This window comes from Amycolatopsis sp. FBCC-B4732 (assembly GCF_023008405.1).
Classification (GTDB): Bacteria; Actinomycetota; Actinomycetes; order Mycobacteriales; family Pseudonocardiaceae; genus Amycolatopsis; species Amycolatopsis pretoriensis_A.
The window spans coordinates 1326133-1338355 of sequence record NZ_CP095376.1 but is presented as its reverse complement, the minus strand read 5'-3'; the positions used below and the strand labels follow the sequence as shown (position 1 = coordinate 1338355).

Sequence of the window (12223 nt, the reverse complement as noted above, 5' to 3'; positions counted from 1 at the left end):
CTACGAACTTGCCCTGGAGCGCGCTCCAGCGTGTTGACTACCAGCCATGAGCGCAGCCGAAAACAAGGAACTCCTGAGAACCGCCTTCGACGCCTGGGCCACCGGCGACATCCGGCCGCTGGTCGCCGCCATGGCCGACGACGTCACCTGGACCGTCGGCGGGCACAACAGCTGGTCCGGCAGCTTCGCCGGCAAGGACTCCGTCCGCCGGGACCTGCTCGGGCCGCTCGGCGAGCAGTTCGACGGCGTCTACACGAGCACCGCGAGCCGGTTCGTGGCCGAGGACGACGTCGTCGTGGTCGAGACGCGGGGCAGCGTCGCCACCAAGACCGGGCAGCGCTACGACAACCAGTACTGCTTCGTCTTCCGGCTCGAGGGCGGCCGGATCCGCGAGATCACCGAGTACATGGACACCCAGCTGGTCGCCGAAGTGCTCCCCGAGCTGGCCAGGTGACACCCGCCGCGGCGGGCGGGTAATGATTACCCCGTGCACATAGCGGCAGAGATAGTGGCGCTGGTCGTGACGGTCCTCGTCGTCAGCGCCGTGGCGCGGCGGCTGGACTGGTCCGCCCCGTTGTGCCTGATCGTCGTCGGCGTCGCGGCGTCGTACGTCCCCGGCGTGCCCGAGTACCACCTCGACCCCGAGGTCGTGCTGCTCGGCCTGCTCCCCCCGCTGCTGTACTCGGCGGCCATCCAGACGTCGCTGGTCGACTTCCGGAAGAACCGCGGCGCGATCGGGCTGATGTCGGTCGGGCTGGTCGTGTTCACCGCGTTCGGGGTCGGGCTGGTCGCCTGGGCGGTGATCCCCGGCCTCCCGCTGGCCGGCGGCATCGCGCTCGGGGCGATCGTGGCGCCGCCGGACGCGGTCGCGGCCAGCGTCGTGGCCCGCCGGGTCGGCATGCCCCGCAAGCTGATCCGGCTGCTCGAAGGCGAGAGCCTCTTCAACGACGCGGCCGCGCTGGTCGCCCTGCGCACGGCCATCGCCGCGCTGGCCGGCTCGGTCAGCTTCTGGCAGGTCGGCGCCGACTTCCTGCGCGCGGCCATCGGCGGGATCGTGCTCGGGCTGGTCGTCGGGTTCGTGGCCGCGTTCATCCGCGCCCGGCTGAACGAGCCGGTGCTGGACACCGCGCTGTCGTTCGCGGTGCCGTTCATCGCCTACATCCCGACCGAGGCGATCCACGGGTCCGGCGTGCTCGCCGTGGTCGTCGCCGGGCTCATCCTGGGGCACAAGGCACCGAAGATCCTCTCCGGCTCGGCCCGGCTGGCCAGCAGGCTGAACTGGCAGACCATCGCGTTCCTGCTGGAGAACATGGTCTTCCTGCTGATCGGCCTGCAGCTGCGGCGGATCCTGTCCGAAGTGGGCGAATCCGGGCTGTCGCTGGGCATGCTGACGTGGATCTGCGTGGCGGTGCTCGCCGCGACGATCTTCACGCGGATGCTGTGGCTGGTCGGGATCGGCACCGTGAAACGGCTGGAACGGCGGTTCCTGCCCGGCAAGACCCGGTCGAAGATCTGGCCGTGGCGCTACTCGGCGGTGATCTCCTGGGCGGGCATGCGCGGGGTCGTCACGCTCGCCGCGGCCTTCGTGCTGCCGGCGGACACCCCGCAGCGGGCCGTGCTGGTGCTTGCCGCGTTCGTCGTCGTGGCCGGCACGCTCGCCGTGCAGGGCATGACGCTGCCGCCGCTGATCCGGCGGCTGCGCCTGCCGCGGCCCGACCCGGCGGAGGACGCGCTGCAGGAAGCGTCCGTGCTGCACGACATGACCACGGCGGCGCTGGCGAAGCTCGAGGAGATCCAGCGGCCGGACGACCCGCCGGAGATCATCCAGCGCATCCGCGACCGGCTGCAGAACCGCTCCGACTCCGCGTGGGAACAGCTCGGCCGCCAAAGCGTGCTCGCCGAGACGCCGAGCGACGCCTACCGCCGCCTGCGGATCCAGCTCCTCGAGGTGGAACGCGAGCAGTTCCTGAAGGCCCGTGACGCCGGCAGCGCCGACGACGACGTCCTGCGGAAGGTCCTGGAGCGGCTCGACATCGAAGAGTCCATGCTGGACCGCGACGAGGAAGAGCCCGAAGTCGAAGGCCGCGAGCTGCGCACACCGGCCGCGACGGCCGGCTCGTGCAAGCACCTGGCCCACGAGTGGGTCGAGCGCGAGCCCAGCTCGCCGGACACCTGCGCGGCCTGCGTCGAGGAGGGCACCACCTGGGTGCACCTGCGGATGTGCCTGAAGTGCGGCAACGTCGCCTGCTGCGACTCCTCGCCGCGCCGGCACGCCACCCGGCACTTCCACGAAAGCCGGCACCCGGTGATGCGGAGCTTCGAACCCGGGGAGACCTGGCGGTGGTGTTTCGTGGACAAGCAACTCGGATAATGTCGGGGCCATGAGCACCCCTGAGCAGGAGATCGAGTACCGCCAGCACCGCTTCAGCCCGCCGCCGGGCGCGACGGAGATCTTCCTGGTGCGGCACGGCGAGTCGGCTCCCGCCCGAGGCGAAAACCCGTTCGAGCTGGTCGACGGCCAGGCCGACCCGGAGCTCGCCCCCGACGGCCGCGACCACGCCCGGCGCGTCGGCGACCGGCTGGCGGGCGAGCGGATCGACGCGATCTATGTGACGACGCTGCGCCGCACCGCCGAAACCGCCGCACCGCTGGCGGAGAAGCTCGGGATCACCCCGGTCGTCGAGCCGGACCTGCGCGAGATCCACCTCGGCGACTGGGAAAACGGGCTCTTCCGGAAGTACACCGCCGAAGGCCACCCGATCGTCGACCGGCTGTGGAGCGAGCAGCGCTGGGACGTCATCCCGGGCGCGGAATCCGACGAGCGGTTCGGCGCCCGCCTGCGCGGCGCGCTGACGCGGATCGCGGCCGCGCACCCGGACCAGCGCGTCGCCGTGTTCACCCACGGCGGCGTGATCGGGGAGGTGTTCGCGCAGGCCGGCCGCTCGGTCGAGCGGTTCGCGTTCCTCGGCGCGGACAACGGCTCGATCTCGCACCTGGTGCTGCACGGCGACACCTGGATCATCCGGCGCTTCAACGACACCGGGCACCTGGCTACGCCGCTCGGCTGAGCTTCCCGGCCGCGACGAGCTGCACGGTCACCAGGATCGAGACGGCTTCGGCCGCGAGGAGCCCGATCAGCACCAGCACCTGCGTCAACCCCGCTTCGATCGGCCCGGCGCCGCCCAGCAGGACGCCGACGTAGGCGCCCGGCAGCGTCACCAGGCCGACCGTGCGGGTCTGGTCGAGCGCCGGGATCAGCGCGTGCCCGGCCGACGGGCGGCAGATCTCGAGGGCGGCCGGGCGGGGCAGGAAGCCGAGGGCGAGCGCGGCTTCGTACTCGCCGTGGCGGGACTTGAGCTCGTCGAGCGCCCGGCGCGCGGCTTGTGACGTCGCGGTCATCGCACCGCCGATCACGATGCCGGCGATCGGCACTACCGCGATCGGCTTCAGGGGGACGACGCCTGCGCCGAGGACCAGCGCCAGCACGGGCACGACCCCGGCGGCGATCGCCGCGGCGGTCCACGGCAGGTTCGCCCAGGTCCCGACGCGCCGCGCCGACGTCACCGCGGCGATGGTGAACATCAGCAGCACGAACAGGCCGGTGAGCGGGGCCGAGCGGAGGACCGCGGTGATGACCAGCGACACCAGCGCCAGCTGGGCGACCGCCCGGGCGGCGGCGACCAGCACCGCGCGGCCCTGCCCGAGCTCACCCCAGCGGACGACGGCGGCCCCGGCGACGGCGAGCAGGACCAGGACCGCCACCAAAGCGGGCCCGAAGGTGATCGCGGCGTCGTGCACGCCGCCGATCTTCCCTCTTTTCGGGGGCTCGGGTGGCCGGGCTCAGACGGCGCAGCTGAAGAGGCGTCCCGCCTCGGCGACGGCCTTCTCGGCGACCACGACGCCGTCGACGACGATCCGGCAGCGAAGTTCGCCGGGCCCGGGGTTCTGCGCGGCGACGCTGTAGAACTCGGTGCGGTCGGCGGGGCCGGTCCGGGTGAAGGTGACCGACCACGGCGTCGTCACCTGGGCCCGCTGCGCGAGCGCCGAGCCCGCGGCGGCGTAGGTGACGTTGCGGGCGCCGTCCGGGCCGAGCAGTTCGTAGACGACGGTCCGGCTGACCGTCCGCACGGCGGCCGGCGCGACCGTCGCGGCCACGGGCGCTTCCTTGGCGGGCCCGCGCGCGGACCGCGGCACGATGAACGACGTCACCGCGAAGGCCGCGGCGAGCACACCCAGGACCACGACGACGCTCCCGGCAGTGCGGGCGCGGTGCTCGTGGGTCGCGGTGGGAACACCCATGGAGAGGTCTTCTCTCGTCGCGCGCACTTCCGTCGAGTGCGTCGCCTATATCTCGCCGTGACCTAACTCCGCGTTAGCCGCCGTGGCCGAGATGTCCAACTTTCACCCAAACGGGTGCGGCTCGGGTTTTGTCGGTCCCCGGGTGCATCATCGGGGTGTGTACGAAGAGGCGCCACCACCGGCACTGCTGACAGGCGTGGCGCGCTGCGTGTGGCGATCGGTATCGGCGGGCCCGAAGCGGATCGTCCCCGACGGCTGCCTCGACCTGGTGGTGGGCGACGGCTCGGTGTTCGTGGCGGGCCCGGACACGACGGCTTGGTCGTCGGTGACCCACCCGGGAGCGGAATTGCACGGGGTGCGGTTCGTGCCCGGCCGGGCCGGCGCGGTGCTCGGGGTGGCGGCGGACGAGCTGCGCGACAGCCGGGTACCGCTCGGCGACCTTTGGGGACGGGAAGGGGAGCTGCTGGCGGAGCGCTTGCTGGCGGGCGAGGTGACACCGGCGGCGGTGGTGGCGTCCCGGCTGGCGGAGGCACCCCCGGCGGACCCGGCGGTGGCGGAGCTGGTGGCCCGGCTGGAAGCGGGAGTGGCCCGGGTCGCCGACGCGGTGGCGCGCCCCAGTACCGGCACGGCACGAGACACACGGTTGACGCGGCCTGGCGCGGCGATGGGTCTCCCCAGCACCCGCGCGGCACAAGAGGCGTGGATGGCGCGAACCGGCGACGCGGTGGCACTCCCCGATACCCGCGCGGCGCAAGAGGCGCGGATGACGCGAGCCGGCGACCCGATCGCACTCCCCACCAACCGCTCGGCGCAAGCCGACGACCCAGCGGCACTCCCCGCCACCCGCGCAGCGCAAGAGGCGCGGATGGCGCGAACCGGTAACCCGACTGCACTCCCCGCAACCCGCTCGGCGCAAGCCGGCGACCCAGCGGCACTCCCCACCACCCGCGCGGCGCAAGCCGGCAACCCAGCAGCACTGCCCGCTACCCACGCGGCGCAAGCCGTCGCCCCACCAACACTCCCCACCACTCCTGCGCCGCGAGGTGCGTCTGTCGAAGATTCCGCCGAGCCCGCCACCGTCGGCGAGCGGCGCCTGCGCCGCCGGTTCGTCCAAGCCGTCGGCTACGGGCCCGCCACCTACCTCCGCGTCGCCCGCCTCCAGCGCGCCATCGCCCTCGCCCCGCACGTGCCGAACCTCGCCGCGCTCGCCGTCGCCGCCGGGTACTCCGATCAAGCTCACCTGAGCCGGGACTGCCGGGCGCTCACCGGGCTCACCCCGCGCGCCTACCTCCACTGTGGACACCACGGGGCGTGATCGGCGCCATTCGGCGTAACCCGCGCGGTCAACCGGAAGTGGTGCTTCATCCGGCAAGGTAAGCGGACGGTAAACGACTACCAGGAGCGCTATCCTCCCCCTCGACGAGTGATCAGGGAGGGCGTGTGGCCACCATCAGCGACGTCGCCGCGCGGGCCGGCGTCTCCACCGCGACCGTGTCGCGCGCGCTCAACGGGAAGTCCACTGTGGACCCCACGCTGGCCGCGCGGGTGCAGGCGGCGGCCGCCGAGCTCGGGTACCACCCGAACGGGCTGGCGCGGAACCTGCGGCGGCAGGAGACCGCCGTCCTCGCGCTGATCATCTCCGACGTCGAGAACCCCTTCTTCACCGCCATCGCGCGCGGCGTCGAAGACCTCGCGCAGCGGTCCGGCTACTCGGTCGTGCTGTGCAACTCAGACGAAAACGAAGACAAGGAACGGCGCTACATCGAGGTCGCGCTGCAGGAGCGCGTCGCCGGGGTGGTGCTGTCCCCCACCGGGCGGTCGACGAACGTCGAAGGCCTGCGCCGCCAAGGGACTCCGCTGGTCGCGGTGGACCGGCCGCTGCCCGCCGACGCGGGTGACCAGGTGCTCGTCGACACCCGGCACGCCGCCGCCGAGGCCACCCGGCACCTGCTCGCCGGCGGGTACCGGCGCGTCGGGTGCCTGACCGGCCCCGCCGGGGTCCGCACGGCCGACGACCGCCTGGCCGGGTACGGCGACGTCGTCGGCGAAACGAACGTCCTGTCCCGGCGGGCGGAGTACCGCGCCGAAGGCGCCCGGCTGGCCGCGCTCGAGCTGCTCGACGAGCCGTCGCCGCCGGACGCGCTGCTGGTCGCGAACAGCACCATGGCGATCGGCGTGCTCGAAGCCCTCTCGTCGCGGGGGCTGCGGCCCGGGCTGGACGTCGGCATCGTCTCGTTCGACGACGCGCCCTGGACGACGTTGATCGACCCGCCGCTCACGGTCGTCGCGCAGCCGGCGTACGAGGTCGGGCGGGTGGCCGCGCAGCTCCTGCTGGCCCGGATCGCCGACAGCGGCCGCGAAGCGACCACGACGACGCTCGAAGCCCGGCTGATCGAACGGAAGAGCTCCCGCCGCTGACCGGCGGTACACGAACACCGGAGAGCGACGTGCCCGGGGGGCCGGCTCGTGCCGGGCCCCCCAGGCACGCCCCACCCCCTGTGTCCCCCATGACCGGCGCGGAATCCGCCGGATCCTGTGAGCACGGAGCGGAAATCGTTTACTGACAGGGAACGTAGGACCGCGGGGCCCGGAGTGTCAAGACGTCACGGGTCTGGACAAGCTCGCCCGATGCGGTCAGACTAGCCGGAAGTTGCCTACTCAACGTGTTGAGTGATGTGCGGTAAGTGTCGATCTCTGGTGAATTCACCCACAGACAGGGCAAGAAACCGCACGAACCCGCACACGCGCGCTGTTTCGGGTTAGGCTGAACCCCATGTCTGTAGCGCTGGAGAACATCCTCGCCAAGGCGGGCCTGAAGGTCGACGCGAACGAGTTCCTGACGCTCGTCGAAGACGCGGCGCGCAGACTCTCCCCGCCGAATCCGGATCCCTCGCACTACTTCTCGGCCGACCAGCGCGCGGCGCTCGCCGACGTCGGCCTCGACCTTTCGCCGCGGCGGGAGGACGAACCGGACTTCCGGGCCCGCACCGTCGCCGCCCACGCCGTGCTCGCCGAAGGGGCGATGAGCGTCAACGAGGCCGCGAGGGCCCTCGGCGTCGACGACAGCCGGATCCGGCACCGCCTCAAGGAAGGCAGGCTGACCGGCTGGAAGGACGGCGGCTGGAAGCTCCCGGCCTGGCAGTTCGCCGGCTCCGGTGTGCTCCCCGGCCTCGAGGTCGTGCTGAAGGCGCTGCCCGAGGACCAGCCCGCGCTCGTCGTCGCCGCCTTCATGAGCACACCGCAACCCGACCTGGTGATCAACGACCACGCGGCGACCCCTCGCCAGTGGCTCCTGTCCGGGGGTGATCCGGACCACGTCGCCCGCCTCATCGCCACGCTCGGCTCGCCACTCTAGGCTGGACCTCCCCGAGCAAGATCACCGACAAGGACGGACCACCCCCGACCCATGGCCCGGCTACCGCTGCCGCCCGCCCGATCCGTCCTGGTCCGGCAGCTGAACCGCGCCGACGACGTGGTGACGGTCCAGCCCGCGACCAGGCTGGTGCGGATCTTCACGGCGCACGGCAACCACCCCCAGCAGTGGAATTCGTTCCGCTACACCGGCCCGCTCCCGCACGGCCGGTTCGACCAGCAGCCGCCCGGCCGCGGCGGCGCGCCGGTCACCGACCCCGCGAACGGCGTCCTCTACTTCGGCCTCACGGTCCGCACGTCGATCGCCGAGGTCTTCCAGACCAGCTCGACGGTGGACCGCCGCACGCGCGGCCCCCGCCTGGTCGTCGTCCGCCCGACGCGCACGCTGCGCCTGCTCGACCTGACCGGCCTCTGGCCCACGCGGGTGGGCGCCTCCCAGGAGATCTCGAGCGGCCCGAAGAAGCTCACGCAGGCGTGGGCCCGCGCGATCCGCGGCGCGTTCAGCGACCTCGACGGCCTCTGGTACCGCTCCTCGATGGACTCGGGCGACCCGGCGATCTGCCTGTGGGACCCGCCGGCGGGCGCGGCCCTGCCGATCGCGCCGGACGTGCTGCTCCCGCTGGACCACCCGGGTCTCGACGTCCCGCTGGGCCGGGTCTGCGAAGAGCTGAACTACACGCTGCTGAACTGACGCTCCAGCAGCGGCACGACCGCCCGCAGGTCGCCGGAGTCCACGGCGTGGGTCGCGACGGCCCGGGCCGCGGGTGCCGCGTTGAAGGCGATGCTCAGCCCGGCGGCGGCGAACAGCGGCAGGTCGGACCGGCTGTCCCCGACGGCGGCGCACAGCTCCGGCGCGAAGCCCTGGGCCAGCGCGAAGTCCCGCTTGCCGTACTCGTCCAGGTGCTCGGCGACCTCGCCGGTGTAGCGGCCGCCGACCGCTTCGGGCACCGGGCCGCAGTACGCGTCGAACCCGAACCGCCGGGCCAGCATCCGGCCCACCGGCGCCCACGCGAGCGTGGTGAGGATCGGGCGGAGGTCGTGGTCGTGGCACCACGCCACCGTCTCGCCGATCCCGGCGACCAGCGGCAGCGTTTCGAGCCGAGCCAGGACCTCGGCTTCGGTGTGCCCCGCCCAGCCGCGGGCGTCGATCACCGACGCCTCCTGGTTGCTCATCCGGCCCGCGTCGTACGCCGCTTCGGCCGCGCGGAGCTCGGCCTCGTGCCCGAGCACCGCGGCCACCCACGCGCACGAAGTCGTGCCGGGCACGAGGGTGCCGTCGACGTCGAAGCAGACCAGGCCGCGCACTACAGGTGCCGGGCCCACCACTCCAGGACCGCTTCGAAGCGCTGCACCCGGTGCCGCGGACGGCCCGACCGGGTCAGCTCGTGGCCTTCGCCCGGGAACAGCAGCATTTCGGCCGGGGCGCCCGCGCGCCGCAGCGCCACGAACATCCGTTCCGCCTGCTCCAGCGGGCAGCGCCAGTCGTGCTCCGAATGCACCACCGCGAACGGGATCTCGATCTTCGCCGCGTGCGAAAGCGGCGACCGGTCGCGCTGCACCTCGGGATCGGACCCGATGTACGCGTCGACGAAGAAGTAGCCGATGTCGGAACTGCCGACCATCGAGTCCCACGCGTTGACCGCGCGCTCGCTCCACGCCGCCTTGAAGCGCTCGCCGTGGTGGGCGGCCAGCCAGCTCGTCATGAAACCGCCGTACGACCCGCCCATCACGCCGACGCGGGAGGCGTCCAGATCCGGGCGCTCCAGCGCCTTGTCGAGCAGGGCCAGGACGTCGTCGACGTCGACCGTGCCGAAGCCGTGGGTGATCGCGTGGCCGTGGGTCTGGCCGTAGCCCGCCGAACCGCGGGGGTTGCCGACGACCACGGCGTAGCCCGCCGCCGCGTACACCTGGGCCTCGTCGAACACCGCCCACTCCTGCTGGGTGAAGGGGCCGCCGTGCACCACGCGCAGCACCGGGTGCGGGCCCTCGCCTTCGGGCAGCACCAGCCAGCCGTGCACCGGGTAGCCGTCCGGCGCGGTCGTCTCCAGCTCGATCATCGGCCGGATGCCCTTGTCCCGCAACGGCTTCGAGTAGTCGGTCAGCACCCGAGGCCCGCCGTCGCCGAGGAGCACGACCTCACCCGAGGTCGACGGCGTCGCGATCACCGCGGCCAGCACCGAACCGTCGAGCGCGAACGACCGCAGCGCCGTCCGGTCGGCGTAGACCACCGGCAGGTCGGCCAGCGGCGCGTCGACGGCGTCGACGGCGACCGCGCGCAGCTCTACCGCGCCGCGGTTGCGGACGGCCACGAGCACGTCGGCACCGCGCGGGGCGGGGGCTCCCGCCGACGATTCGCAGTCCACCGTCTCGATGTCGGTGAGCCGGCGGGCCTTCACCGGGCCGGCGCCGAACTCGGGCTTCGCCGCGTAGAGTCCGGTCATCCCGGCTTCGCGGTGCTCCGCAAAGGACTGTCCGAAGTAGAACAACGTGCCGTCCGGGCCGAACGCCGGGCGCTCGGAGTAGCCGTCGGCGCGCACGAGGACCTCGGGCTCGCCACCCTCGGCGGAGATCGCGTAGACGTCGCGGAAGTCGGTCTCCTCCGCACCCCACTCCGGCGGCGCGATGAAGACGACGCGCGTGCCGTCGGGCGTCCAGACCGGGTTGCTCGCGTCGAACCCGGCGCCGGTCAGCGGCTCGGGCGCCTCGGCGGGCCCGGCCGCGTCGACGACGAACAGCCGCTGCGGGCGATCGCGCACGAAGCCGACGTCGTCGAGCCGGTAGTCCATGCGCGTGATCCGGCGCGGGGCTTCGGCGGCCGGCTCCGGGGTCTCGCCGTCGGCGTCCTCGGTCCCGTAGCGGCCGGCGTCGGGCACGCGCGCGGTGAACGCGATCCGCCGCGAGTCCGGTGCCCACACCGGCTCACCGGCCCCGAGGTGCAGCGACGTCAGCCGCCGCGCCTCCCCGCCGTCGGACGGCATCACGTGCAGCTGCGGGCTGCCGTCGGCGCCCTTGCCCTCCCCCGCGCGGAGGAAGGCCACCCAGCGCCCGTCCGGCGAAATCGCCGGGGCGGAGTCGCGCGGCCCGTGCGTCCACGCGGACTCGCCGCCGTCGAGCGACACCCGCCGCAGCTCGCCGCGGGCGGCGTTCGCCTTCAGGTCGGGCTGACTCAGCGCGGTGAGCAGCAGGTTTCCGCGCAGGGCGGGACGGCCGGGGACGACGAGGTCTTCGATGTCGGCAGGGCGCACGCCCCCGACCGTACCGGAAATCTTTAGCGCTGCGAACGACTTAGGCGGCGACCTGTTTGCGCTCGTCGCGCCGGGCCTTGGCCAGGCTGGCCACCGTGGTCACCGTCAGCACCACGATGATGACGCCGAGGGAGATCCAGTTGTTGATGTCCAGCCAGTCCGGCACGACGTGGTACTCGTGCAGGGCGTGCAGGAACAGCTTCGCGCCGATGAACGCGAGGATCACCGCGAGGCCGTAGGTCAGGTAGACCAGCTTCGTCACCAGGCCGCCGAGCAGGAAGTACAGCTGCCGCAGCCCCATCAGCGCGAACGCGTTGGCGGTGAAGACGAGGAACGCCTCCTGGGTGATGCCGAAGATCGCCGGGATCGAATCGACCGCGAACAGCAGGTCCGCGGAGCCGATCGCCACGATCACCAGCAGCATCGGCGTGATCATCCGCTTGCCGTTGAGCTTCACCGTGTAGTGGTGGCCGTGGTAGTCGTCGGTCACCGGCGCGATCTTGCGGACCTGCCGGGTGACGGCGTTCTCGTGGTACTCCTCGTCCTCGCCCTTGCCGCGCAGCATGCTGACCGCGGTCCAGACCAGCACCGCGCCGAAGAGGAAGAAGACCCAGACGAACTGCTCGATGAGCGCGGCGCCGATGGCGATGAAGATGCTGCGGAAGCCCAGCGCGAGCAGGATGCCGACCAGCAGCACGCGGTGCTGGTGGATGGCGGGCACCTTGAACGACGCCATGATGATCATGAAGATGAACAGGTTGTCGACGCTCAGCGAGTACTCGGTGATGTACCCGGTGAAGAACTCGACGCCCGGGTCGTGCCCGGCGAAGATCCACACGCCCGCACCGAAGAGCACGGCGCACGAGACGTAGAAGATGACCCAGCGAGCGGCTTCCCCCGTGGTCACTTCGTGCGGCTTGCGATCGACGATGACCAGGTCGAGCGCGATGAGCGCGAGCAGGCCACCGATCGTGGCGATCCACAGCCACAGGGGGACAGTCATGGAACCAGAACCTCCGGATAGTGCGCATGAGCAACTAACCGGAGGTCTCTCCCGCCGGTGAAAACACCGGCCGACGGTGCCGGGGGCGCAGGGCCACCGTGCTGACGACACCGCCGCGAAGGAATACTCCCCTCACAGCCGTTCCAGTCTGCCGGTTACCCCCACCCGAACGCCAGCCGGAACGCCGCACGTCACCGGGTTGGTCCTGTAATTTCGGTCACTTCAGTCCACCAGGTGGTCTCCTGGCGTGTGATCGCTGTGAACCACGCGGAGCACTCTCAGCAAACCTCGAATAGTTTCTCTT

The 12223-nt window shown here is 72.1% G+C and carries 12 protein-coding genes; 7 read left to right on the top strand and 5 right to left on the bottom strand.

Translation table 11 applies throughout. The features are described from left to right. Positions 1–46: 46 nt before the first annotated feature. Genes MUY14_RS05390 through MUY14_RS05380 form a run of 3 tightly spaced genes read left to right on the top strand, consistent with a single transcriptional unit; the run spans position 47 to position 3068 of the window. Entirely contained in the window at positions 47–454 is a 408-nt protein-coding gene (locus MUY14_RS05390) for a nuclear transport factor 2 family protein (RefSeq protein WP_247021409.1), read from the top strand. 33 nt (positions 455–487) lie between these two features. After that, positions 488–2371, top strand: coding sequence for a Na+/H+ antiporter (locus MUY14_RS05385; RefSeq protein WP_247021407.1), 1884 nt, complete (start codon positions 488–490; stop codon positions 2369–2371). 10 nt (positions 2372–2381) lie between these two features. Further along, positions 2382–3068, top strand: coding sequence for a histidine phosphatase family protein (locus MUY14_RS05380; RefSeq protein ID WP_247021405.1), 687 nt, complete (start codon positions 2382–2384; stop codon positions 3066–3068). Here MUY14_RS05380 and MUY14_RS05375 read toward each other — a convergent pair. After that, positions 3052–3798, bottom strand: a complete 747-nt coding sequence (locus tag MUY14_RS05375) for an ABC transporter permease (protein WP_247021403.1) — start codon at positions 3796–3798, stop codon at positions 3052–3054. The genes MUY14_RS05380 and MUY14_RS05375 overlap by 17 nt on opposite strands. Positions 3799–3840: 42 nt before the next feature. Further along, a complete protein-coding gene (locus MUY14_RS05370; protein WP_247021401.1) occupies positions 3841–4299 on the bottom strand; it encodes an MmpS family transport accessory protein in 459 nt (152 codons plus the stop codon). A 157-nt stretch (positions 4300–4456) separates the two neighbouring features. Between MUY14_RS05370 and MUY14_RS46775 the strand changes: the two genes are divergently transcribed. The 4 genes from MUY14_RS46775 to MUY14_RS05350 all read left to right on the top strand — a co-directional run bounded on the left by MUY14_RS46775 (position 4457) and on the right by MUY14_RS05350 (position 8362). Further along, positions 4457–5614, top strand: coding sequence for a helix-turn-helix domain-containing protein (locus MUY14_RS46775; protein ID WP_281506260.1), 1158 nt, complete (start codon positions 4457–4459; stop codon positions 5612–5614). Positions 5615–5739: 125 nt separating this feature from the next. Next, the gene (locus tag MUY14_RS05360; protein WP_247021399.1) at positions 5740–6717 is read left to right on the top strand and encodes a LacI family DNA-binding transcriptional regulator; all 978 of its coding nucleotides are present in this window, start codon (positions 5740–5742) and stop codon (positions 6715–6717) included. 355 nt (positions 6718–7072) lie between these two features. After that, positions 7073–7654, top strand: a complete 582-nt coding sequence (locus tag MUY14_RS05355) for a DNA-binding protein (protein WP_247021397.1) — start codon at positions 7073–7075, stop codon at positions 7652–7654. Between the two features lie 51 nt (positions 7655–7705). Continuing rightward, complete coding sequence (locus MUY14_RS05350) at positions 7706–8362, top strand: RES family NAD+ phosphorylase (RefSeq protein WP_086861703.1); 657 nt, start codon at positions 7706–7708, stop codon at positions 8360–8362. On the opposite strand, the gene MUY14_RS05345 is transcribed toward MUY14_RS05350, so the two are convergent. The 3 genes from MUY14_RS05345 to MUY14_RS05335 are packed head-to-tail and all read right to left on the bottom strand — an operon-like array spanning position 8344 to position 11919. After that, positions 8344–8976 (bottom strand): HAD family phosphatase, encoded by a 633-nt coding sequence (locus MUY14_RS05345; protein ID WP_247021395.1) that lies wholly within the window; start codon positions 8974–8976, stop codon positions 8344–8346. The two genes, MUY14_RS05350 and MUY14_RS05345, sit on opposite strands and share 19 nt — an antisense overlap. Continuing rightward, positions 8976–10916: a S9 family peptidase gene (locus MUY14_RS05340; protein WP_247021393.1), complete on the bottom strand. Its 1941-nt coding sequence runs from the start codon at positions 10914–10916 to the stop codon at positions 8976–8978. Before MUY14_RS05340 ends, MUY14_RS05345 begins: the two co-directional genes overlap by 1 nt. A gap of 40 nt (positions 10917–10956) precedes the next feature. Beyond that, positions 10957–11919, bottom strand: a complete 963-nt coding sequence (locus MUY14_RS05335) for a TerC family protein (RefSeq protein ID WP_247021391.1) — start codon at positions 11917–11919, stop codon at positions 10957–10959. Between the last annotated feature and the right edge of the window lie 304 nt (positions 11920–12223).